Origin of the sequence: Roseomonas nitratireducens, assembly GCF_017813355.1 — a bacterium.
Taxonomy (GTDB): domain Bacteria; phylum Pseudomonadota; class Alphaproteobacteria; order Acetobacterales; family Acetobacteraceae; genus Neoroseomonas; species Neoroseomonas nitratireducens.
Map to the genome: position 1 here is coordinate 209,764 of NZ_JAGIYZ010000003.1, position 23,561 is coordinate 233,324.

22 protein-coding genes are annotated in these 23,561 nt (G+C 72.1%); all 22 read left to right on the top strand.

Going from position 1 to position 23,561, the window contains the following annotated elements; genetic code table 11:
• The 22 genes from bchM to bchZ all read left to right on the top strand — a co-directional run bounded on the left by bchM (position 1) and on the right by bchZ (position 23,529).
• Positions 1–696 (top strand): magnesium protoporphyrin IX methyltransferase, encoded by a 696-nt coding sequence (gene bchM / locus J5Y09_RS05375; protein ID WP_209350718.1) that lies wholly within the window; start codon positions 1–3, stop codon positions 694–696.
• Positions 693–2,123 (top strand): PucC family protein, encoded by a 1,431-nt coding sequence (locus J5Y09_RS05380; protein WP_209350719.1) that lies wholly within the window; start codon positions 693–695, stop codon positions 2,121–2,123. The genes bchM and J5Y09_RS05380 overlap by 4 nt, the downstream gene beginning before the upstream one ends.
• A 21-nt stretch (positions 2,124–2,144) precedes the next feature.
• Positions 2,145–2,927, top strand: coding sequence for a photosynthetic reaction center subunit H (gene puhA, locus J5Y09_RS05385; RefSeq protein WP_209350720.1), 783 nt, complete (start codon positions 2,145–2,147; stop codon positions 2,925–2,927).
• A complete protein-coding gene (gene puhB / locus J5Y09_RS24550; RefSeq protein WP_209350721.1) occupies positions 2,924–3,604 on the top strand; it encodes a photosynthetic complex putative assembly protein PuhB in 681 nt (226 codons plus the stop codon). Before puhA ends, puhB begins: the two co-directional genes overlap by 4 nt.
• Positions 3,605–3,617: 13 nt before the next feature.
• Positions 3,618–4,073, top strand: a complete 456-nt coding sequence (gene puhC, locus J5Y09_RS05395) for a photosynthetic complex assembly protein PuhC (protein ID WP_209350722.1) — start codon at positions 3,618–3,620, stop codon at positions 4,071–4,073.
• A complete protein-coding gene (locus J5Y09_RS05400) occupies positions 4,070–4,390 on the top strand; it encodes a hypothetical protein (protein WP_245216854.1) in 321 nt (106 codons plus the stop codon). The genes puhC and J5Y09_RS05400 overlap by 4 nt, the downstream gene beginning before the upstream one ends.
• Complete coding sequence (gene acsF / locus J5Y09_RS05405; RefSeq protein WP_209350723.1) at positions 4,390–5,490, top strand: magnesium-protoporphyrin IX monomethyl ester (oxidative) cyclase; 1,101 nt, start codon at positions 4,390–4,392, stop codon at positions 5,488–5,490. Before J5Y09_RS05400 ends, acsF begins: the two co-directional genes overlap by 1 nt.
• Positions 5,491–5,517: 27 nt before the next feature.
• On the top strand, positions 5,518–6,588 hold the full coding sequence (puhE, locus tag J5Y09_RS05410; protein WP_209350724.1) for a putative photosynthetic complex assembly protein PuhE: 1,071 nt from the start codon (positions 5,518–5,520) through the stop codon (positions 6,586–6,588).
• Positions 6,589–6,697: 109 nt separating this feature from the next.
• Entirely contained in the window at positions 6,698–7,912 is a 1,215-nt protein-coding gene (gene hemA / locus J5Y09_RS05415) for a 5-aminolevulinate synthase (RefSeq protein WP_209350725.1), read from the top strand.
• Positions 7,912–9,024 carry a magnesium chelatase ATPase subunit I gene (bchI, locus tag J5Y09_RS05420; RefSeq protein WP_209350726.1) on the top strand — a complete coding sequence of 371 codons (1,113 nt, stop codon included), beginning with the start codon at positions 7,912–7,914 and terminating at the stop codon, positions 9,022–9,024. The genes hemA and bchI overlap by 1 nt, the downstream gene beginning before the upstream one ends.
• Complete coding sequence (locus tag J5Y09_RS05425; RefSeq protein WP_342451413.1) at positions 9,021–10,775, top strand: magnesium chelatase subunit D; 1,755 nt, start codon at positions 9,021–9,023, stop codon at positions 10,773–10,775. Before bchI ends, J5Y09_RS05425 begins: the two co-directional genes overlap by 4 nt.
• 1 nt (position 10,776) lies before the next feature.
• Entirely contained in the window at positions 10,777–11,661 is an 885-nt protein-coding gene (gene bchO / locus J5Y09_RS05430) for an alpha/beta fold hydrolase BchO (protein WP_209350727.1), read from the top strand.
• Positions 11,658–12,959, top strand: coding sequence for a DUF3422 family protein (locus J5Y09_RS05435; RefSeq protein WP_209350728.1), 1,302 nt, complete (start codon positions 11,658–11,660; stop codon positions 12,957–12,959). Before bchO ends, J5Y09_RS05435 begins: the two co-directional genes overlap by 4 nt.
• The gene (locus J5Y09_RS05440) at positions 12,956–14,017 is read left to right on the top strand and encodes a phytoene/squalene synthase family protein (RefSeq protein ID WP_209350729.1); all 1,062 of its coding nucleotides are present in this window, start codon (positions 12,956–12,958) and stop codon (positions 14,015–14,017) included. Before J5Y09_RS05435 ends, J5Y09_RS05440 begins: the two co-directional genes overlap by 4 nt.
• 75 nt (positions 14,018–14,092) lie before the next feature.
• Positions 14,093–15,823: a magnesium-protoporphyrin IX monomethyl ester anaerobic oxidative cyclase gene (bchE, locus tag J5Y09_RS05445; RefSeq protein WP_209350730.1), complete on the top strand. Its 1,731-nt coding sequence runs from the start codon at positions 14,093–14,095 to the stop codon at positions 15,821–15,823.
• A 4-nt stretch (positions 15,824–15,827) separates the two neighbouring features.
• The gene (gene bchJ / locus J5Y09_RS05450) at positions 15,828–16,430 is read left to right on the top strand and encodes a bacteriochlorophyll 4-vinyl reductase (RefSeq protein WP_209350731.1); all 603 of its coding nucleotides are present in this window, start codon (positions 15,828–15,830) and stop codon (positions 16,428–16,430) included.
• A gap of 87 nt (positions 16,431–16,517) precedes the next feature.
• Positions 16,518–17,384, top strand: coding sequence for a polyprenyl synthetase family protein (locus J5Y09_RS05455; RefSeq protein ID WP_209350732.1), 867 nt, complete (start codon positions 16,518–16,520; stop codon positions 17,382–17,384).
• 10 nt (positions 17,385–17,394) lie between these two features.
• A complete protein-coding gene (locus J5Y09_RS05460; RefSeq protein WP_209350733.1) occupies positions 17,395–18,549 on the top strand; it encodes a methyltransferase in 1,155 nt (384 codons plus the stop codon).
• A 79-nt stretch (positions 18,550–18,628) separates the two neighbouring features.
• Positions 18,629–19,567, top strand: coding sequence for a chlorophyll synthesis pathway protein BchC (gene bchC, locus J5Y09_RS05465; RefSeq protein WP_209350734.1), 939 nt, complete (start codon positions 18,629–18,631; stop codon positions 19,565–19,567).
• The gene (locus J5Y09_RS05470) at positions 19,564–20,574 is read left to right on the top strand and encodes a chlorophyllide a reductase iron protein subunit X (protein WP_209350735.1); all 1,011 of its coding nucleotides are present in this window, start codon (positions 19,564–19,566) and stop codon (positions 20,572–20,574) included. Before bchC ends, J5Y09_RS05470 begins: the two co-directional genes overlap by 4 nt.
• A 4-nt stretch (positions 20,575–20,578) precedes the next feature.
• Complete coding sequence (bchY, locus tag J5Y09_RS05475; RefSeq protein WP_209350736.1) at positions 20,579–22,087, top strand: chlorophyllide a reductase subunit Y; 1,509 nt, start codon at positions 20,579–20,581, stop codon at positions 22,085–22,087.
• A gap of 2 nt (positions 22,088–22,089) precedes the next feature.
• The gene (bchZ, locus tag J5Y09_RS05480; protein WP_209350737.1) at positions 22,090–23,529 is read left to right on the top strand and encodes a chlorophyllide a reductase subunit Z; all 1,440 of its coding nucleotides are present in this window, start codon (positions 22,090–22,092) and stop codon (positions 23,527–23,529) included.
• The last annotated feature ends 32 nt before the right edge of the window (positions 23,530–23,561 follow it).

The following is a 23,561-nucleotide window of genomic DNA, read 5'->3' on the forward strand; positions in this document are numbered from 1 at the left end:
ATGAGCACCGGCACCTGGGCCGCCAGGCGCGGCCAGATCGAGACCTATTTCGACCGCACCGCGGCCGAGGCGTGGAAGCGCCTCACCTCCGATGCGCCGGTCTCGGGCATCCGCGCCACGGTGCGTGCCGGGCGCGATGCGATGCGGTCCAACCTGCTCTCCTGGCTGCCGGCGGACATGACCGGGCTCAGGCTGCTCGATGCCGGCTGCGGCACCGGGGCGTTGGCGGTCGAGGCCGCGTCGCGCGGCGCCGAGGTGGTGGCGATCGACGTCTCCCGTTCGCTGGTGGAAGTGGCGCGGGATCGGGCCGGCCCGGCCGCCGCGCGCATCCGCTTCGAGGTCGGCGACATGCTCGACCCGGCCTTCGGCGCCTTCGATCACGTGGTGGCGATGGACAGCCTGATCCACTACCGCGCGGCGGATGTGGTGAAGGCGCTGGCGGGGCTTGCCGGGCGCACGCGCCGCTCGGTGATCTTCACCTTCGCCCCGCGCACGCCGCTGCTGGCCGCGATGCATGTGGTGGGCCGCGCCTTCCCGCGCGGGGACCGCGCACCGGCGATCGAGCCGGTCGCCGAGGCCGCGCTGCGCCGGCTGATCGCGCAGGAGGCGGGACTTTCCGGCTTCGCGGTCGGCCACACGAAGCGCGTCGCGAGCGGCTTCTACACCTCCCAGGGCATGGAGCTTGCCGCGCGATGACCGGCCTGAACGCCCGTATCGCTCGCGTCTGGACGAAGGTCGGCCACGACCTTCTGCCCTTCGCCGACGAGCAATCGGGCGAATTGCCGTGGTCGCGCCTGTTCCGGCTTTCGCTGTTCCAGATCTCCTGCGGCATGTCGACGGTGCTGCTGATCGGCACGCTGAACCGGGTGATGATCGTCGAGCTCGGCGTCCCGGCCTCGCTCGTCGCGCTGATGGTGGCACTGCCGCTCGTCTTCGCGCCGTTGCGGGCGCTGATCGGCTTCCGTTCGGACACCTATCGCTCGGTCCTCGGCTGGCGGCGGGTGCCCTATTTCTGGCTCGGCAGCGTCATCCAGTTCGGCGGGCTCGCCATGATGCCCTTCGCGCTGCTGATCCTGTCGGGCGACACCTGGGCGCCGGCCTGGGTCGCGCAGCTTTCGGCCGCGATCGCCTTCCTGATGGTGGGCGCGGGGCTGCACACGACGCAGACGGTCGGGCTCGCGCTCGCGACCGACCTGGTCGAGGAACGCGCCCAGCCGAACGTCGTCGCGCTGCTGTCGATGATGCTGCTGGCCGGCATGGTGGTCTCGGCCGCGGCCTTCGGGCTGCTGCTGGCGGAATTCAGCCAGATCCGGCTGATCCAGATCATCCAGGGCGTGGCCGCGGCGACGCTCGTGCTGAACTTCATCGCGGTGTGGAAGCAGGAGGCGCTCGACCCCTCCCGCACCCGGGGCCGCGGCAAGGACGAGCCGGGCTTCCTCGAGAGTTTCCGCCGGCTGCGCCGGCGGGGCCCGTGGATGCGGCGGCTCGCCGTGGTCGGGCTCGGCACCGCGGGCTTCGCGATGCAGGACGTGCTGCTCGAACCCTATGGCGGGCAAGTGCTGGGCCTGGGCGTCGGCGCGACGACGGGGCTGACGGCGCTCCTCGCCGGCGGCGGCGTGGTCGGCTTCATCCTTGCGGCGCGCTGGCTTTCGGCCGGGCGCGATGCGGCGCGCATCATCGGCTATGGCGCGCTGACCGGGGTCGCGGGGTTCAGCCTCGTCATCCTGGCCGCGCCGCTCGTGTCGGTCCTCGCCTATGTGGCGGGATCGGCCATCATCGGGCTGGGGGGCGGGCTGTTCGCGCATGCGACGCTCACCTCCTGCATGCGGGCCGCGCCTGCGGACAAGACCGGGCTCGCGCTCGGCCTCTGGGGCGCGGTGCAGGCGACCTGCGCGGGCGCTGCCATCGCGCTCGGCGGCGTCGCGCGGGATGCGGTCAGCGCCGCCGCATCCGGGGGCTATCTCGGCGCCGGGCTGGAAGGCCCCGTCACCGGCTACGCCGCCGTCTACATGGCGGAAATCGCCATCCTGTTCATCGCCATCGCCACGGTCGGGCCACTGATCTCCCGGCCGGGGCTGCGTACGACCACCCGGACCGGCGTCGCCGATCCGGCATCCGTTTGACCCCTGTAAGCGGAGGCCAGAATGCCCACGCCACCTACCACGCCGGTGTTTCTCGACCTGGCGGCCCTGTCGCTCTACATCTTCTTCGCCTTCTTCACCTTCCTGGTGTTCTGGCTGCACCGCGAGGGCAAGCGCGAAGGCTACCCGCTGGTCTCCGACCGGTCGGACCGGCCGAATTTCGGCACGATCCACGGCTTCCCCGAGACGCCGAAGCCGAAGGTGTTCCTGCTGCACTACCCGCACGGCGCGACCGTGACGCAGGGCCAGAACCCCGAGCGTGACGTCACCGGGCTGATCGTCGAGAACGCCTACAACGGCTCCCCCTTCGATCCGAAGGGCGACCCGATGAAGGACGGCATCGGCGCCGCCTCCTACGCCATGCGCGCAGATACGCCGGACCTCGCCTTCGACGACAACCTGCCCAAGATCGTGCCGCTGCGCGCCGCCCCGGGCTGGACGATCCCCGAGGAGGATCCGGATCCGCGCGGCAAGAGCGTGACGACGCTGGACGGCGAGGTCGCCGGCACCGTGGTGGACCTCTGGGTCGACCGCTCCGAGATCCTGCTCCGCTACATCGAGGTCGAGGTCCCCGGCGGCCGGCGCGTGCTGGTGCCGATGTTCCTCGCGACCGTGAACGACGAGGGCGAGGTGAGGGTGAAGGCCGTCACCGCCGCGCAGCTCGCCGCCGCCCCGGGCATCAAGTCGCCCGAGCAGGTCACGCTGCTCGAGGAGGACATGGTCAGCGGCTACTTCGGCGGTGGGCACCTGCACGCCACGCCCGAGCGCAGCGAGCCGCTGCTGTGAGCGGCCGCGCGCCTCGCCCCGTCATCACCGAGCATGGGCTTGAGCCCGTGCCCGGCCTGCCGGGCCACCTTCCGGAAGGGGAGACGCTGCTCTGGCAGGGCCGGCCCGAATGGCGGGCGCTGGCGCGCGGGGCGATGCATGTCCGCGGCATCGCGCTCTACTTCTTCCTGCTCGCGCTCTGGCGCGGGGCTGGGATCTCGGCCGATGGCGGCAGCACGGCCGATGTGGTGGCCGGCGGCGCGCTGATGCTGGTCATCGGCGCCGCGCCGATCGGCTTTCTCTACCTGTATGCCTGGGGGGCGGCGCGCTGCGCCGTCTACTCCATCACCAACCGCCGCATCGTGATGCGGGTCGGCGTCGCGCTGCCGGTCACGATCAACCTGCCCTTCGCGCTGGTCGAAGGCGCGTCGCTCACGCGGCGGGCCGACGGGACGGGCGACATCGCGCTCCGCCTCGGCGGGCCGCAGCGTGTCTCCTGGATCATGCTCTGGCCGCATCTTCGCCCCTGGCGCATGGCGAAGCCGGAGCCCATGCTGCGTGCCATCGCGGATGCGGATGCCGTGGCACAGGTGCTTGGCCGCGCGCTCGCCGCCTCCGCCGCGGTGCCCGTCACACCTATTCCCGATGCCGCCGAGGACCGCAGGCGTGGCAACGCCGGCGCTGAGGCCATGGCCTGAGGAGATGACGACCATGTCCCGCGCGATCCGCTCCGAGATTCTCACCCGTGGCCAGGCACTGGCCATCGGCATCGGCATGGCGGCGGTCGTCGGGCTTGTCGCGATGCCGGTCGCGCCGAACCGCGCGCCGGCGATCGTCGCCGACGCGGTGCGCGCCGAGCGCGCCTTCCACGCCACCGACCGCGACGACGGCGCCGTGGTGCTGACCGATGCCGCGACGGGGGCCGTCGTGCTCGTCGTCGCGCCCGGCGAGGACGGCTTCGTGCGCGGCACGCTGCGCGGCCTGGCGCGCGAGCGGCGCGCCCGCGACCTTGGCCCGGCCGTTCCTTTCCGCCTGATCGCCTGGGGCGACGGGCGCCTGACGTTGGACGACACGGCGACAGGCCGGCGTCTCGACCTTCTGGCCTTCGGCCAGACGCAAGCGGAGGCCTTCGCGCGCCTCCTGCCCATCGGGGAGAAAAGAGAATGAGCAAGGAAGGGATGGCCTGGCCGGCCTGGCTTGGCGGAGGGCGCACGCTCGAGGTGCCCTGCACCGTCGAGATCGAGCGCAGCTTCGACAGCTTCCACGCCTATGCGGTGCCGGAAGGCGTCGACCTTCGGCCGGGCGACCGCGTGGTGGTGCATGGCACCCCCGACCATATCGGCTTCGGCGAGAAGATGAGCTTCGAGACCCGCGCGACCGTCTACCGCGCCGGTCCGCTCACGCGCTTCTGGACGCAGTGGGTCGCGATCTTCGAGCTGACCGAGCTGTACCATTGCGGATTCGAGCCGAAGGAGGCCGCGTGATGGAAGCGCTCGTCCTCGGCGGCCCCGATGAGGGGCTGATCGGCACCAAGCAGGGCGCGTCGGCGGCCGCCACCCGTATGGCGATGACCGAGACGGTCCTCAGCCCGCGCTTCTACACCACCGACTTCGCCGCGATGGACAAGGTGGATGTCGAGCCGCTGCGCGCCCAGTGGGACCGGCTGATGGACGAGTTCCGCGCCGATCCGAACAAGGGCCATTTCGTCCGCAACGAGGATTTCGACAAGTTCGACCTCGGTAGCCTGCCGGAAGGCCTGCAGAAGGAACTGGTCGAGTTCCTCGTGAGTTCCGTCACGGCGGAATTCTCCGGCTGCGTGCTCTATGCCGAGATCAAGAAGCGCGTGACGAACCCGGACATGAAGGAACTGTTTTCCGTCATGGCGCGTGATGAGAGCCGCCACGCCGGCTTCATCAACGACAGCCTCAAGGACATCGGGGTCGGCGTCGACCTCGGCTTCCTGACGCGCGCGAAGAAGTACCACTACTTCCAGCCGAAGTTCATCTTCTACGCCACCTATCTGAGCGAGAAGATCGGCTATGCGCGCTACATCACGATCTTCCGCCAGTTCGAGCGGCATCCGGAGCTGCGCTTCCACCCGATCTTCCAGTGGTTCGAGAAGTGGTGCAACGACGAGTTCCGCCACGGGGAAGCCTTCGCGCTGCTCATGCGCGCCAATCCGCACCTGCTGCAGGGCATCAACGTCTGGTGGTGCCGCTTCTTCCAACTGGCGGTCTTCGCGACGATGTACGTGCGCGACCATGCCCGGCCCGAATTCCACAAGGCGCTCGGCATGACGCCCACGGACTACGACATTCGCGTGCTGCGCATCACCGAGGAGATCTGCCGCCAGGTCTTCCCCGCGACGATCGATGTCGACCATCCGGGCTTCCTGCGGGACATGGAACGGCTGAATGCCTTGTCCGTGGCGATCGCCGCGGCCAAGGCGCAGGGTGGCGTCGGCGGCGCGGTCAAGCGCGTCGGCCTGTCCGCCGCGGCGGCCTTCACCTTCCTCCGCGCCCTGGTGCGGCGTCCCCGCCGGCACGACCTGCCGGCCGACGCCCGCCTGGCGCCGGCCTGGTAGGCAAGGGGAGGGGCCGGAGGCGCACCCATGGCCGAGATCGGCATCCCCGCACTGGTGACGATCTTCGTCTGGTGGTTCTCGACCGGGCTCATCCTGCTGCTCGACGGGCTGCGGCGCGACACCTTCGGCCGCAGCATGGCCGGGGCGACGGCGCTGCTCGTCCTTGCGCTGTACGGGCTGGGCGCGGTGGCGGAGGACACCTCCGTCGCCGGCGCCTATCTCGGCTTCCTCTGCGGCCTGGCGGTCTGGGGCTGGATCGAGCTCGCCTTCCTGACCGGCTTCGTCACGGGGCCGCGGCGGGTGCCCTGCCCGCCGGGGCTGGTCGGCTTCCCCCGCGTGATGGCCGCGCTCGGCACGATCCTGTGGCATGAGATCGCGATCCTGACCGGGGCGGGGCTGATCCTCGGCATGACCCATGGCGCCGAGAACCAGGTCGGCGCCTGGACCTTCATGATCCTCTGGGTCATGCGGCAGTCCACCAAGCTGAACATCTTCCTGGGCGCGCGGAACACTGGCGAGGTCTTCCTGCCGGACCATCTCCGCTACCTCGGTTCCTATTTCCGCACCCGCCCGATGAACCTGCTGTTTCCATTCTCCGTCATGGGATCCACCCTGTTCTGCGCCTGGCTGTTCCACCACGCGCTGCTGCCGGGCGCGACGCCCTTCCAGGTGACCGCGGCGAGCCTGCTCGGCACGCTTGCCGCGCTCGCGGTGCTGGAACACTGGTTCCTGATGATGCCGCTGCCGATCGAGGCGCTCTGGCGCTGGTCGATGGAACGCCGCACCGGGACCCAGGCCCCGCCGCCGCGCATGGCGGCCTGGGAGTCCGGCCTGTCCGCCCCCTGCGACGCCGACCGGCTGGGCCGCCTGCTGCAGGAGGTGGCGGAAGGCGTCTACGGCCAGGTCGAGACGCTCCGCGGCACGCTCCGCTCCGCCACCGGCTGGGTGCAGTTCGACCTCGCCGATGGGCGCGCGCGGCTGATGCCGGTGATGGTCGCCGGCAACCAGGCCCCGCGCGTCGTCGCCGTCGGCACCACCCGCGACCTCGCGCGGTTGCGCGCGGCGCTTGAAGCCTGCTTAAGGCCGGCCGTCGCATGATCCAGATCAAGGACATGCCGCGTCCCGCCCCAATCCCATACGGTATCGCGACGCGCCTTCGCGAATGCCGTCCCGACAAGGCGCGCCCGCAGACCCGGGGAGGTCAGCCATGAACTACGAGGCTTATTTCCGTGCCCAGCTCGATGGCCTCCGCCGTGAGGGGCGCTACCGGGTCTTCGCCGACATCGAGCGCCAGGCCGGCGCCTATCCACGGGCCATCCGGCACGATGGCGGGGGCAAGACGCGCGAAGTGACCGTGTGGTGCTCCAACGACTATCTCGGCATGGGGCAGCACCCGAAGGTGATCGGGGCGATGCACGCGGCACTCGACCGCTACGGCGCGGGGGCGGGCGGCACGCGCAACATCTCGGGCACCAACCACGAGCATGTGCTGCTGGAACGCGCGCTGGCCGACCTGCACGGGACGGAATCCGCGCTGCTGTTCAACTCCGGCTACATGTCGAACTGGGCCTCGCTCTCGACGCTCGCCTCCCGCATGCCGGGCTGCGTGATCGTGTCGGATGAGATGAACCACGCCTCGATGATCGAGGGCATGCGCCATTCGCGCGCCGAGCGCCGGCTGTTCCGCCACAACGACGTGGCCGACCTGCGCCGCGTGCTGGCCGAGCTCGACCCCAAGGCGCCGAAGCTCGTGGCCTTCGAGAGCGTCTATTCGATGGATGGCGACATCGCCCCGATCGCCGAGATCTGCGACGCGGCGGACGAGTTCGGCGCCATGACCTATTGCGACGAGGTCCATGGCGTCGGCCTCTATGGCGCGACGGGCGGCGGTGTGACGGAACGCGACGGCGTCGCGAACCGCCTGACCGTCATCGAGGGCACGCTCGCCAAGGCCTTCGGCGTGATCGGCGGCTACATCGCCGGCACGACGGCGATGTGCGACTTCGTCCGCTCCTTTGCCTCGGGCTTCATCTTCTCGACCGCGCTGCCGCCGGCCGTCGCCGCCGGCGCCCGCGCGGCGATCGAGCATCTGCGCCAGTCCAACACCGAGCGCACGCGCCTGCACGAACGCGCCGCGACGCTGCGCCGCCGGCTGGACGCGATCGGCGTGCCGCACCTGCAGAACAACAGCCACATCGTGCCGGTGATGGTCTACGACCCGGTGCTCTGCAAGACGATCAGCGACATCCTGCTGGACGAGCACGGCGTCTACGTGCAGCCCATCAACTACCCGACCGTCCCGCGCGGGACGGAGCGGCTGCGCATCACGCCATCCCCCGTGCACTCGGATGCCGACATGGACCACCTGGTCGGCGCCCTGGAAGCGGTCTGGGCGCGGTTCAGCCTGCGGCGGGCCGCTTGATGGACGGGCTGCCCGGCGAACGCCGGGCGGCGGCGGAGCAGGGCGTCTCCGCGCCGCCCGCCAAGGCGCGCGCCGCGAAGCCGGCCGCGCCCGCCGCCCGTGCGCCCTATCCCTTCGCCGCCATCGTGGGGCAGGAGGAGATGCTGCGCGCCCTGCTGATCGCGGCCGTCGACCCGAGCGTCGGCGGCGTGCTGGTGCTGGGCGACCGCGGCACGGGCAAGTCCACCGCGGTGCGCGCGCTCGCCGCGCTGCTGCCGCCGATGAAGGCGGTCGAAGGCTGCCGCTTCGGCTGCGACCCGGGCGATGCCGCCGCGCTCTGCGCCGATTGCCGCGCCCGCGGCCGGCTGCGCGCGATCGAGACGCCCGTGCCGGTCGTCGACCTGCCGCTCGGCGCGACGGAGGACCGCGTCGCCGGCGCGCTCGACATCGAGCGGGCGCTGGCCGAAGGCGTGAAGGCCTTCGAGCCCGGGTTGCTCGCCCGCGCCCATCGCGGCTTCCTCTACATCGACGAGGTCAACCTCCTCGAGGACCATCTCGTCGACCTGCTGCTCGACGTCGCGGCCTCGGGCGAGAACCTGGTGGAGCGGGAAGGGATCTCGATCCGCCATCCCGCACGCTTCGTGCTGGTGGGCAGCGGCAACCCCGAGGAAGGGGAGCTTCGCCCGCAGCTGCTCGACCGCTTCGGGCTGTGCGTCGAGGTGCGCACGCCGGGCGACGTGCCGACGCGCATCGAGGTGATCCGCCGCCGCGACGCCTACGAGCGCGACCACGCCGCCTTCTGCGCGGCGTGGGAGAAGGAACAGGCGCGCCTGCGCCGGAGCATCCTCGCCGCCCGCGCGCATCTGTCGCAGGTGAGCGTGCCCGACGCGGCGCTGGAACGCGCGGCGACGCTCTGCCTCGCGCTCGGCACGGACGGGCTGCGCGGCGAACTGACGCTGATCCGCACGGCGCGCGCGCTCGCCGCGCTGGAAGGCCGCGACACGGTCGGCGACGCGGAACTCCGCGCCGTCGCCAACCCCGCGCTGCGCCACCGCCTGCGCCGCAACCCGCTGGACGAGACCTCCTCCTCCACCCGGGTCGAGCGTGCGGTGGCGGAGTTGTTCGGGCCGTGACCACCCCCGGCGACGGGCGCGCCGACCCGCGCGCGGCGCCGGATCCTGGCGTGGCGGACGACCAGCGCGCCGCGGCCGCGCTGCTCGCCGTCGACCCCGCGGGGCTGGGCGGCGCGGTGCTGCGCGGCGGCCCCGGGCCGGAACGCGATGGCTGGCTCGCGCTGATGCGCGCGCATCTTCCCGATGGCACGCCCTGGCGGCGCATGCCTGTCTCGGTGCCCGACAGCCGGCTGCTCGGCGGCCTCGACCTCGCCGCGACGCTCGCGGCCGGGCGGCCCGTTGCGGAACGCGGCGTACTCGCGGAAGCCGATGGCGGCGTGCTGGTGCTCGCCATGGCCGAACGCGCCGCCCCCGGGATGGCCGCGCGCATCGCCGGCGTGATGGATGCGGGGGCGGTGGCGCTGGAACGCGATGGCATCGCCCGCCGCCTGCCCGCACGCTTCGGCCTGGTCGCGCTGGATGAGGGGGTGGAGGAGGAACGCGTCGCCGCCCCGCTCGCCGATCGCTGCGCCTTCCACCTTGCGCCCATGCCGCTGCCCGCCGCGCCGTCGCTGCCGGACATCGCCGCGGCGCGCGCGCGCCTGAACGATGTGCGCGTGCCGGAGGAGGTGCTGCGCGCGCTGGCCGGTGCTTCCCTCGCGCTCGGCATCGATTCGCTGCGCGCGCCGCTGCTCGCGCTGCGCGCGGCCATCGCCGCCGCCGCGCTGGCCGGGCGCGACGAGGTGGCCGCCGAGGATGCCGCGCGCGCCGCGCGCCTCGTGCTCGCGCCGCGCGCGACGCGCATGCCCGAGGCCGAGCAGCCGCCCGCCGAGGACCCCCCGCCGCCTGAACAGGCCGAAGCGGGCGAAGCGCCGAAGGGCGAGACCACCGACGCGCCGCTCGAGGACCGGATCCTGGACGCGGCGCGCGCCGTGCTGCCGGAAGGCATCCTCGCCGGCCTCGGCGCCGGGATGCGCGACGCGGCGCGGCGCGGGGCCGCCGATGGCCGCGCCGGATTGCGCCAGGCGACGCCGCTGCGCGGCCGGCCCGCCGGCACGCGGCAGGGCGCGCTGCGCTCCGGCGCGCGGCTCGCGCTGGTCGAGACGCTGCGCGCTGCCGCCCCCTGGCAGCCGCTGCGCCGCAAGGGCCGCACCGGCGGGCCGAAGCTGTTCGTCAAGCGCGAGGATATCCGCCTGCGCCGCTTCGAGGCGCCGCAGGAGACCGTCGCGATCTTCGTCGTCGATGCCTCGGGTTCGGCCGCCATGCACCGGCTGGCGGAAGCCAAGGGCGCGGTCGAATTGCTGCTCGCCGATTGCTACGTCCGGCGGGACCGCGTCGCGCTGATCGGCTTCCGCGGCCGCGCGGCGGAAGTGCTGCTGCCGCCGACCGCCTCCCTGGTGCGCGCCAAGCGCTCGCTCGCGGGATTGCCGGGCGGGGGCGGCACGCCGCTCGCCGCCGGGCTCGATGCGGCGCGGGAGATGGCGATCGCCTGCCGCCGCGCCGGCCGCACGCCCCTGATCGTGCTGCTGACCGACGGGCGGGCGAATGTCGCGCGGGATGGCACCGGCGGGCGGCCGCAGGCCGAGAAGGACGCGCTGGAATCGGCGCAGCCGCTGCGGCTCGCCGCCGTGCCGGCGCTGCTGGTGGACACCGCGCCGCGCCCGCAGCCCTTCGCGAAGGATGTCGCCGCGGCGATGGGCGCGCGCTACCTGCCGCTGCCCATGGCCGACGCGCAGCGCCTGTCCGGCGCCGTGCGCGACGCGGCGGCCTGAGATGAGCGACCGCCCGCACTGGCCCTCCGACGGGCGGGACTGGCCGAACCGCGCGACGAGCCGCTTCGTCCGCGCCGGCGGGATCGACTGGCACGTCCAGGTGGCGGGGCAGGGGCCCGTCCTGCTGCTGCTGCACGGCACCGCCGCCGCGACGCATTCCTGGCGCGACCTGCTGCCGCTGCTGTCGCCGCACGCCACCGTGGTCGCGCCGGACCTGCCGGGCCACGGCTTCACCGCGCTGCCGGCCGATATCGGGCTGACGCTGCCCGGCATGGCGCGGCTGGTCGATGCGCTGCTCACCACGCTGGGGCTGACGCCGGATGTCGCGGTCGGCCATTCGGCGGGCGCTGCGGTCGCGCTGCGCATGGCGCTCGACGGGCGCATCGCGCCACGCGCCGTGGTCAGCCTGAACGGCGCGCTGACGCCGTTGGGGGAGGAGCACGCCGCCTTCTTCACCCGTGCGGCGCGGATGCTGGTGGGGCTGCCCTTCGTGCCGCGGCTGTTCGCGTGGCGGGCGGCGGACCGCGCCGTCGCGGAACGCCTGCTGCGCGACACCGGGTCGCGCATCGATGCGCGCGGGGTCGATCTCTATGCGCGGCTGTTCCGCCGGGCGGGGCATCTGTCCGGCGCGCTGCGCATGATGGCGAACTGGGACCTGAAGCCGCTGCTGCGCGACCTGCCGCGCCTCGCGTCCGACCTGCTGCTGGTGGTGGGCGGCAACGACCGCACCATCCCGCCGGAGAAGGCGCAGCGCGTCGCGGCGATCGCCCCGCATGCGCGGATCGAGCGCCTGCCCGGACTCGGGCACCTGGCGCATGAGGAACGGCCCGACCTCGTCGCCGCCATCCTGCTTCGATTGCTCCAGCGGGAGATGGCCGAGACGTGACCGAAGCGCGCTTCCTGCCGGCATCGCATCCGCTGCGACGCGAACTGAACGACGAGGTCCATGCCCGGCCGCCCGAGGCGCTGAGCCCGCCCTGCCGCATCTCCCACTTCGCGCTGATCCCGCCCGAGGGCGCGCCGCGCGAACAGACGCTCGCCGCGGTGCAGGACCTCGCCGCGCGGGTCGGCGCCGCGGGGCCGCCGGCCGGCGCTTCGCACCACAGCGCGGATTTCGGGCCGTTCCGTCTGAAATGGGAACGGCACACGGAATTCTCGCGCTTCATGATCATCGCGCCGGGCGCGACGGATGATCCCTTCGGCGCGCCCGCGCTCGGCCTGCTGCCGGAGGACTGGGTCTCCGCCCTGCCGGGCCAGGTGATCGCCGCGCAGCATGTCGCGCTGATGCCCGACCCGGGCGGGCCGATCGACATCGCCGCGCTCTCGATGCGCCACTTCGCCGGCAACCACTTGCTGGGCGCCGATGTCAGCGCGGGCCGCGCCGTCGCGCTCACCGACTTCCGCATCCGGGAGGACGGGTTCAGCCGCATGCTCGTGCTCGACCGCGGCACGGGCGAACGCCAGGCGGGGCGGATCGTCCAGCGGCTGCTCGAGATCGACACCTACCGCGTGACGGCGCTGCTGGCGTTTCCGCTGGCGCGCGAATTGTCCCCCGTGCTCGGCGCGCAGGAGAGGGAACTCGCGGCCATCACCGACGCGCTGGTGGATTGCGGGGAGAATGACGAGCCCGTGCTGCTCGACCGCCTCACGCGCCTGGCCGCGCAGATCGAGAGCGGCGAGGCACGCAGCCGCTACCGCTTCTCCGCCGCCTCGGCCTATTACGAGATCGTCCGCCAGCGGATCGAGGATCTGCGCGAGGAGCGGATCGAGGGTCTGCAGACCTTCCACGAATTCATCGAGCGCCGCATGGCGCCGGCGATGAACACCTGCCTTGCGATGGGGCAGCGGCAGGTCATGCTCTCCCAGCGCGTCGCGCGCGCGACGCAACTGCTCTCGACCCGCGTGGGCGTGACGCGGGAGAGGCAGAACCAGTCGCTGCTCGCCTCGATGGACCGGCGCGCGAAGCTGCAACTGCGCCTGCAGCAGACGGTCGAGGGGCTCTCTGTCGCCGCCATCACCTACTACCTGGTGGGGCTCATCGCCTATGCGGCCAAGTCGGCCGCGGAAGGCGGGCTGCCGCTGCGGGCCGAGATCGCGACCGGCCTCGCCGTGCCGCTGGTCGCCGCCGCCGTATGGTTCGGGACGCGGCGCGTGCGCCGGCGGATGGAACGGGAGGACACATGACCGGCTTCCGCATCGCAGAGGCGGATCTCGCCCATTGCCGCGCCCTGCTCGCGGGCGGGTCGAAATCCTTCCACGCGGCCTCGCTGCTGCTGCCGCGACGGATCGCGGCGCCCGCCACCGCGCTCTACGCCTTCTGCCGCGTGGCGGATGACGAGATCGACCTGTCGGGCGGCAAGCAGGAAGCGCTCCTGCGGCTGACGGCGCGACTCGACGCGGCCTATGCCGGTACGCCGCAGGACGATCCGGTCGATCGCGCCTTCGCTGCGGTGGTCGAGCATTTCGGCATTCCCCGCGCGCTGCCCGAGGCGCTGCTGGAGGGACTCGCCTGGGACGCGGCGGGGCTGCGCTATGCCGACATGGCCGCGCTCGAAGCCTATGCGACGCGCGTCGCGGGGACGGTCGGCGCGATGATGACGCTGCTGATGGGGGTGAGGGACCCGCGCGCCATCGCGCGCGCCTGCGACCTCGGGCTCGGCATGCAGCTGACCAACATCGCGCGCGACGTGGGCGAGGATGCGCGGGAAGGGCGGCTCTACCTGCCGCTCGACTGGCTGGCGGAGGAAGGGATCGCGCCGGAGGATTTCCTCGCCGCGCCGGCCTTCACCCCGGCGATCGCGCGGCTGGTCGCGCGGCTGCTCGCGGCGGCGGACGGGCATTACGCGCGCGCGGCCGCCGGCATCGCGCTGCTGCCGCGCGACTGCCGCGCGGGGATCGGCGCGGCGCGCGTCATCTACTCGGAGATCGGGCGGGAGCTCGAACGCAACGGCCTCGATTCCATCAACCGGCGCGCCGTGGTGCCGGGCTGGCGCAAGGCGGTGCTGCTGGCGCGCGCGGCGGGCGCGATGGTCGGCCGGGCGCGGGGTGCCGGCGAGCCGCCCTGCGAGGCCGCGTCCTACCTGGTCGATGCGGTGGCCGAGGCGCCTTATCCCGCGGGCCTGATCCCGCGCGGCTGGGGCAATCGCCTGGTCTGGGCGCTTGAAGTGATGGACCGGATCGACCGGGAGCAGGGCGCCAAGCGTCCATCTCAAAGGACATATCAAACCGTCAGCGCGGATTGACACAGCGCAAAGCGTGCCGGTGTCGCAACGCGCAGCCTGGACCATGCCGCGTCGGAAGCGGCGGGAGGCCCCGGCATGCGCATTGTCCTCATCCACCCCAACTACCACTCCGGCGGCGCCGAGATCGCGGGCAACTGGCCGCCGGCCTGGGTGGCCTACCTCTCCGGCTTCCTGAAGGCCGAGGGCTTCACCGACATCACCTTCATCGACGCGATGACCCACCACCTGACGCATGACCAGGTGCGGGAACGTCTCGTTGCGCTGCAGCCCGACGTGATCGGCGCGACGGCCATCACGCCCGCGATCTACGAGGCCGAGTCGATCCTCAAGGTGGCGAAGGAGACCTGCCCCGGCGCGGTGACGGTGCTCGGCGGCATCCACGGCACCTTCATGTATCCGCAGGTGCTGGCCGAGGCACCGTGGATCGACGTGGTCGTGCGTGGCGAGGGCGAGCAGGTGCTGACCGACCTCGTGCGCTGCATCGACGAGGGTCGCTGGCCCGCCGAGCGCGAAAAGGTGAAGGGCATCGCCTTCGCCGATGGGAACGGCAAGGTGGTCGCGACGCCTGCCTGCCCGCCGATCAAGGATGTGGACCGCATCGTCGCGGACTGGGGCATCCTCGACTGGTCGAAATACGTCTACATCCCGATGAACACCAAGGTCGCGATCCCGAACCTCGCGCGCGGCTGCCCCTTCACCTGTTCCTTCTGCAGCCAGTGGAAGTTCTGGCGCGACTACCGCGTGCGGGACCCGCGCAAGGTGGTGGACGAGATCGAGGATCTCGTGCGCAACCACGGCGTCGGCTTCTTCATCCTGGCCGATGAGGAACCGACCATCCACAAGAAGAAGTTCGTCGAGTTCTGCGAGGCGCTGATCGAGCGCAACCTGCCCGTGCTGTGGGGCATCAACACCCGCGTCACCGACATCCTGCGCGACGAGGCGCTGCTGCCGCTCTATCGCAAGGCCGGGCTGATCCACATCTCGCTCGGCACCGAGGCGGCCGCGCAGCTCAAGCTCGACCGCTTCAACAAGGAGACGACGGTCGCGCAGAACAAGAAGGCGATCCAGCTGCTGCGCCAGAACGGTATCGTGGCCGAGGCGCAGTTCATCGTCGGGCTCGAGAACGAGACGCCGGAGACGCTGGAAGAGACCTACCGTATGGCGCTCGACTGGAATCCGGACATGGCGAACTGGGCCATGTACACGCCCTGGCCGTTCAACGACCTGTTCAAGGAGCTGGGCGACAAGGTCGAGGTGTTCGACTTTTCCAAATACAACTTCGTCACGCCGATCATGAAGCCCGATGCGATGGACCGGGCGACGCTGCTCGACCGCACCATGCACAACTACCGGCGCTTCTACCTGCGCAAGACCTTCTTGGGTTACCCCTGGATCCGCGACAAGGTGAAGCGGAAGTACATGCTGGGCTGCCTCTGGGCCTTCGCGAAAAGCGGCTTCCAGCGGACCTTCTACGACCTCGGCAAGGTCGGCTACTGGGGGCCGCAGTCGAAGAAGAACGTCGACTTCCACTTCGACGAGAGCCGCACGCTGACGACCGAGGCCGCGCGCGCCCCGCACAACGCCATGTGGAAAACCATGCACCGGCCGAAGGTGAAGCTGCCGGCGGCGAATGCGGCCGCCGATGCGCGCGCCTGCGGCGGCGGCACCGAGCAGATGGAGGAATCCCGCGCGGCCGATGTGCGCGCCTGCGGCGGCGGGTCCGACCAGCTGACGGAGGCGCAGATGGATGCCGTCACCGCCGCGCAGCGCGCGCCGCGCGAACGGGCGTCGCTGCAGGGGGACTAGCGCCATGTCCCAGGCTTCGGCGCGCATCGGGCCCAACGCGGTCACGCGCCTGGCCGAAGCGCTGGAGGCGGTGCGCGGGGCCGGGGGCGCGCGGGCCGTCTTCGGCCGCGCGGGCCTCGCGCACCGCCTGGCGGCCCCGCCCGAGCGGATGGTCGAGGAAGCCGAGGTCGTCGCCCTGCACGCGGCCTTGCGCGAGACGCTGCCGGCGGAGGAGGCGGAGGCGATCGCGCGCGACGCCGGCCGCCGCACGGCGGACTACCTGCTCGCGCACCGCATCCCGCGCCCGATGCGCCTGGTGCTGCCGCACCTGCCGGCGCGCGCCGCCGCCTGGATCCTGCTCAAGGCGATCGGGCGGCATGCCTGGACCTTCGCCGGCAGCGGCCGCTTCGCCGTGCTGCCCGGCCAGCCCGTGCGCTTTTCCATCGCGGGCAGTCCGCTCGCGCGCGGGGCCGCGGCGACGCATGCGGCCTGCGGCTACTACGCCGCGACCTTCGAGGGGCTGTTCCGCGCCCTGGTGCATCCCGCGACGCGGATCGAGGAGGTCGCCTGCGAGGCGATGGGCGCCCCTTGCTGCCTGTTCGAGGCGCGATGGGCGGAAAGGGTTTGACAGGACTGTCCACAAAGATTGACAGTTAAGACTGATCGATCAAATTGACGATCCACGCGGCGCACCGGGCGCCGCAGGGAGAGGCCCATGGACGCGGCGACACGCATCGAGGCCACGCTGGCCGATTCCGTCCTGCTGGCCGAAGCGGCCGGCGCACCGCCCCGCCTCGCCGCCGCGATGCGGCACGCGGTCTTCCCCAAGGGCGCGCGCATCCGCCCGCGGCTGACGCTCGCCGTCGCCATGGCCTGCGGCGACGACCGGCCGCGGCTGTCCAGCGCGGCGGCGGCGTCGATCGAGCTGCTGCACTGCGCCTCGCTCGTGCATGACGACCTGCCCTGCTTCGACGACGCGGATACGCGCCGCGGCAAGCCTTCCGTGCATCGCGCCTTCGGGGAACCGCTCGCGGTGCTCGCCGGCGACGCGCTGATCATCCTCGCCTTCCAGACGGTCGCGCGCGCCGCGCCCTGCGCGCCGGAACGCCTCGCCGCCGTGATCGGCGCGGTGGGCGACGGCGTCGGCGTGCCCTTCGGCATCGTCGCGGGCCAGGCCTGGGAATGCGAGACGGAGGTCAACCTCTCCGACTACCAGCGGCAGAAGACGGGCGCGCTGTTCGCGGCCGCCGCGGTCGCCGGCGCGGCGGCCGCGGGCATCGCCGATGCCGAGGCCTGGCGCCTGCTCGGCGACCGGCTGGGCGAGGCCTACCAGGTCGCGGACGATCTGCGCGACGCGGTGGAGGACGAGGCGACGATCGGCAAGCCGGTCGGGCGCGACAAGGCGCTGGGCCGCCCGAGCGCGGTCGCCGAGTTCGGCCTGAAGGGCGCGATCGCCCGGCTCGCGATGCTGGCCGACGGCGCGGTCGCCGCGATCCCGGACTGCCCGGGCCAGAAGCTGCTGCGGGCCGCGATCCTCGCGGAGACGGCCCGCCTCCTGCCGGCCAAGCTGGCCGCGGCTTGAGCGGCCCGGCATGTCCGGCGCCGACACATTGGGCGCGGCCGGTCCGCCCTCGTTCCTCGACCGCTTCCGGTCCTTCCGGGAAGGGCTGGCGGCGCGGCCGGGCTTTCGCCGCTGGGCCGCGCGCTTCCCGCTGACGCGGCCCTTCGCGCGGCGGCGGGCGCGGGCGCTCTTCGACCTGTGTGCGGGCTTCGTCTACACGCAGGTGCTGCTGGCCTGCGTGCGGCTCGATGTCTTCGCCATCCTCGCGCAGCAGCCGATGCCGACGCAGCGCCTCGCGCAGCGAATCGGCCTGCCGCTCGAATCGGCCGAACGGCTGATGGCCGCGGCGGCCTCGCTCGGCCTGACGGCGCGGCGCTCGGACGGGGCCTGGGCAATCGGCCCGCTCGGCGCGGCGATGATCGGCAATGACGGCCTGGCCGCGATGGTCGAGCACCATGCGATGCTCTACGCCGACCTCGCCGACCCGGTGGCGCTGCTGCGCCGGCCGCGCGGGGGCAATGCGTTGTCCTCCTACTGGGCCTATTCGGGCGCCGAGTCGCCGGGCGAGGTCGGGGCGGATCGCATCCGCGACTACACCGCGCTGATGGCCGCGAGCCAGCCGATGGTGGCGGAGGAGGTGCTCGCCACCTACCGCTTCGACGCGCATCGCGCGGTGCTCGACGTGGGCGGCGGCAATGGCGCCTTCCTGCGCGCCGTGGCGGCCGAGGCGCGTGCGCCGCGGCTGATGCTGTTCGACCTGCCGGCGGTGGCCGAGGAGGCGCGGGCGCGCTTCGCCGCGGCGGGACTCGGCGCGCGCGCGAGCGTGTTCGGCGGCGACTTCACGAAGGACGCGCTGCCCGAGGGGGCGGACCTCATCACCCTCGTGCGCGTCCTGCATGACCATGACGACGATGTGTCCTCGGCGCTGCTCGCGCGCATCCGCGCCGCGCTGCCGCCAGGTGGGCGGATCCTGATCGCGGAGCCGATGTCCGGCACGGCGGGCGCGGAGCCGATGGGCGAGGCCTATTTCGGCTTCTACCTGCTGGCCATGGGCCGCGGGCGGCCGCGCCGGCCGGAGGAGATCGCCGCGATGCTGGCGGCGGCGGGCTTCGCCCGGCCGCGTCTGCTGCCGACGCCGACGCCGCTGCTCACGCGCGTCATCGTCGCGGATGTTGCGTCGCCATGACACGTCATGTGTCCATTTGGCTTGACAGTCGTGCGTGTCAGTCTAGGCTGACGATTAACCAGTCAAGCGGGGGTCCTTCATGGACACCATCGCCGTCCTTCTGAAGGCGCCCGAGGATCTCGTCCTCAGTCGTCTGGCGCTGACGCCACCCGGCGACGAAGACATCGTCGTCGCGGTGGAGTGGAGCGGGATCAGCACCGGCACCGAGAGGTTGCTGTGGTCCGGCCGCATGCCGCATTTCCCCGGCATGGGGTACCCGCTGGTGCCCGGCTACGAGTCCGTCGGCCGCGTCATCGCCGCCGGTCCCCAGGCCTCCCGCCGCTGCGGCGAGCGCGTCTTCGTCCCCGGCGCGCGCTGCTTCGGCGATGTGCGCGGCCTGTTCGGCGGCGCTGCCGCGCGGCTCGTCGTGCCGTCGCGCCGCGCCATTCCCTTCGACGGCCTGCCCGGGCCGGAAGGCGTGCTGCTCGCGCTTGCCGCGACCGCCTGGCACGCCATCGCCGCGCCGGGGGCGTCGCCGCCCGACCTGATCGTCGGACATGGCGTGCTCGGCCGCCTGCTCGCGCGCATCGCGGTGCTGCAGGGCGGCGCGCCGGTGGTGTGGGAACGCGATGCGAAGCGCCGCGAAGGCGCCGAGGGGTACGAGGTGATCGACCCCGACGGCGATCCGCGGCGCGACTACCGCAGCATCTACGATGTCAGCGGCGATGCCGGGATCCTCGACGCGCTCGTCCAGCGCCTCGCGCCCGGCGGCGAGATCGTGCTCGCCGGCTTCTACAGCGACCGGCTCTCCTTCTCCTTCCCGCCGGCCTTCATGCGCGAAGCCCGCTTCCGCGTGGCGGCCGAGTGGCAGGAGGCTGATCTCGTCGCGACGCGCGATGCGATCGCGACCGGGCGGCTCGGGCTCGATGGCCTGGTCACGCATCGCGAAGCGGCCGAGCGCGCGCCGGAGGCCTACGCCCGTGCCTTCACCGACCCGTCCTGCCTGAAGATGGTCCTCGACTGGAGAGAATGCGCATGAACGCTCCCACCGGATTCTCTCCCCCGCCCGGCAGCCAGGCTGCGTTGCTGCGCGCCGAGGCGTCCGTCCCGCTCGACCCGGTGCCGACCGGCGAGGCCAAGAAGCAGACGCAGGTCATCGCGATCTACGGCAAGGGCGGCATCGGCAAGTCCTTCACCCTCGCGAACCTCAGCTACATGATGGCGCAGCAGGGCAAGCGGGTGCTGCTGATCGGCTGCGACCCGAAATCCGACACGACGTCGCTGCTGTTCGGCGGGCGGTCCTGCCCGACCATCATCGAGACCTCCTCGAAGAAGAAGCTCGCGGGCGAGCCGGTCGCGATCGGCGATGTCTGCTTCAAGCGCGACGGCGTCTTCGCGATGGAACTCGGCGGGCCGGAAGTGGGCCGCGGCTGCGGCGGGCGCGGCATCATCCACGGCTTCGAGCTGCTGGAGAAGCTGGGCTTCCACCAGTGGGACTTCGACTACGTGCTGCTGGACTTCCTGGGCGACGTGGTCTGCGGCGGCTTCGGCCTGCCGATCGCACGCGACATGTGCCAGAAGGTCATCGTCGTCGGCTCGAACGACCTGCAGTCGCTGTATGTCGCGAACAACGTCTGCTCGGCGGTCGAGTACTTCCGCAAGCTCGGCGGCAATGTCGGCGTCGCCGGCATGGTCATCAACAAGGATGACGGCACGGGGGAGGCGCAGGCATTCGCATCCGCCGCCGGCATCCCGATCCTCGCCGCCATCCCGGCGAACGAGGATATCCGCCGCAAGAGCGCGAACTACGAGATCGTCGGCCGGCCCGAGAGCGAATGGGGCCCGCTGTTCGCCGCCCTTGGCGTGCAGGTGGCCGAGGCGCCGCCGCTGCGCCCGAAGCCCCTGACGCAGGAGGAACTGCTCGGCCTGTTCAAGGGCGAGGCGGTCGGCCGCGGCCAGGTGCTGACGCCCGCGACGATGGAAGACATGTGCGCGGCCGAGGTCTTCGCCAAGCCGACCCTCGAAGTGGTCTACGAGGGGAGCTGAGGCAATGGACACGCTGCCCCCGACAGGTCCCGTCGCGTCCGACACCGGCTGCCATGGCGGCCGGGAGACGATGCTCGAGGCCGCGCGGGCGGCGGGGAAGGGGGAGGCGATGGAACGCCTCGCCGCCGACTATCCCAAGGGCCCGCACGACCAGCCGCAGAGCATGTGCCCCGCCTTCGGGTCCCTGCGCGTCGGCCTGCGCATGAAGCGGGTCGCGACGATCCTGTCCGGCAGCGCCTGCTGCGTCTACGGCCTGACCTTCACGAGCCACTTCTACGGCGCGAAGCGCAGCGTGGGCTACGTGCCCTTCAATTCCGAGACGCTCGTCACCGGCAAGCTGTTCGAGGACATCCGCGACGCGGTGCACGCGACGGCGAAGCCCGAGGACTACGACGCGGTCGTCATCACCAACCTCTGCGTGCCGACCGCCTCCGGCGTGCCGCTCGACCTCCTGCCCAAGGAGATCAACGGCGTCCGCATCATCGGCATCGACGTGCCGGGCTTCGGCGTGCCGACGCATGCCGAGGCGAAGGACGTGCTGGCCGGCGCCATGCTGCGCTACGCCCGCGGTGAGGCCGAGGCCGGCCCGGTCGCCCGTCCGCGCAACGTGACCGAGGGCGAGCCGACCGTCGCGCTGATCGGCGAGATGTTCCCCGCCGACCCGCCGGGCATCGGCGCGCTGCTGGCGCCGATGGGCCTGTCGCTCGCGCCTTCCACGCCCTGCCGCGAATGGCGGGACCTCTACGCCGCGCTCGACTGCGTCGTCGCCGCCGCGGTGCATCCCTTCTACACCGCGAGCGTGCGCGAGTTCCGCGCCGCCGGCCGGCCCGTCGTGGGCTCCGGCCCGGTGGGCGTCGAGGGCACGGCGGCCTGGCTGGACGCGATCGGTGCGGCGGCAGGCCTGCCGGCGTCGAAGGCCGATGCGGCGAAGCAGTGCTTCCTGCCTGCGATCGCGGCCGCGCTCGCGGGCAACCGGGTGAAGGCCCGCGTCACCGTCTCCGGCTACGAGGGTTCGGAACTGCTCGTCGCGCGGCTCCTGGTCGAGGCCGGCGCGGAGGTGCCCTATGTCGGCACCGCCTGCCCGCGCACCGAATGGAGCGCCGCCGATCGCGAATGGCTCGAGGCGCGCGGGGTGCACGTGCAGTACCGCGCCTCGCTCGAGCAGGATCTCGCGGCCATGAAGGACGCGAACCCGGACCTCGCGCTCGGCACCACGCCGCTCGTCCAGAAGGCGAAGGAACTCGGCATCCCCGCGCTGTACTTCACCAACATGGTGAGCGCCCGACCGCTGTTCGGGCCGGCCGGCGCGGCCTCGCTCGCCGGCATCGTCGCCGCGCAGACCGGCCAGGCGGAACGGATGAAGCGGATGGTCGGCTTCTTCCAGGGCGTCGGCACGCCGGATGGCGCGGGCTACGGCTTCCGCGACAAGCCGTCGGATCCGCCGGGCTTCCGCGAGCGGCAGCGCAAGATCCGCGCCGCGAAGGCCAAGGCCGAAGAAGCGGTGGGGACCTGACGATGCTCGTCCTCGATCATGACCGGGCAGGGGGCTACTGGGGCGCCGTCTACGCCTTCTCGGCCGTGCGCGGGCTGCGCGTGGTCATCGACGGCCCCGTGGGCTGCGAGAACCTGCCGGTCACCGCCGTGCTGCACTACACGGACGCGCTGCCGCCGCACGAATTGCCGATCGTCGTGACGGGCCTCGATGAGGACGCGCTGTCCCAGAGCGGCACCGAGGGGCTGATGAAGCGCGCCGCGGGAACGCAGGACCCGGACCTGCCCGCGGTCGTCGTCACCGGCTCGATCGCCGAGATGATCGGCGGCGGTGTGACGCCGCAGGGGTCGAACCTGCAGCGCTTCATCCCGCGCACCATCGACGAGGACCAGTGGCAGGCCGCGGACCGCGCCATCAACTGGCTGTGGACCGAATTCGGCACCAAGCGCGGCAAGGTGAAGCCGCGCGTGCGCAAGGATGGCGAGAAGCCGCGCGTCAACATCATCGGGCCGATCTACGGCACCTTCAACATGCCCTCCGACCTCGCCGAGATCCGGCGCCTGGTGGAAGGCATCGGCTGCGAGATCAACCTGGTCTTCCCGCTCGGCAGCCATGTCGAGGACATCGCGAAGCTGCCCGACGCGGATGTGAACATCTGCATGTACCGGGAATTCGGGCGCCGGCTGTGCGAGGAGCTCGACCGCCCCTACCTGATGGCGCCCTTCGGGATCTTCGCCACCACGAATTTCCTGCGCAAGCTCGGCGAGCTGACGGGCATCGACCCCGAGCCCTTCATCGAGCGCGAGAAGCACACCACGATCAAGCCGATCTGGGACCTGTGGCGTTCCGTCACGCAGGACTTCTTCGCCACCGCGTCCTTCGCGGTGTCGGCGACCGAGACCTACACGCGCGGCCTGACGCGCTTCCTCGGCGACGAGATGGGCGTGCCCTGCGCCTTTTCCTTCTCGCGCAAGCCAGGCGCGAAGCCCGACAACCAGGCGGTGCGGGAGGCCTTCCGCAAGACCCCGCCGCTGGTGCTGTTCGGGTCGTTCAACGAGCGGATGTACGCGCAGGAAGCGGGCTGCCGCGCCGCCTACATCCCGGCTTCCTTCCCTGGCGCGATCATCCGCCGCGCCACGGGCACGCCCTTCATGGGCTACGCCGGCGCGACCTACATCGTGCAGGAATACTGCAACGCGCTGTTCGACGCGCTGTTCCACATCCTTCCGCTCGCCACCGAGATGGACAAGGTCGCGCCGACGCCGGCGCGCCCCGCGGAACGCTGGGATGCGGATGCCGCCGCGCTGCTCGACCGGGTGGTCGAGAGCGAACCCTTCCTTCTCAGGATCTCCGCCGCGAAGCGGCTGCGCGAGCGCGTCGAGCACGATGCGCGCGAGGCCGGCGAGGCGCGCGTCAGCGCCGCGCGCGTGGCGGAGAGCCTGGAACTGGAGGCCGCGACATGACGCGGTCCCCGATATCGCGCGCGTCCCGCGGG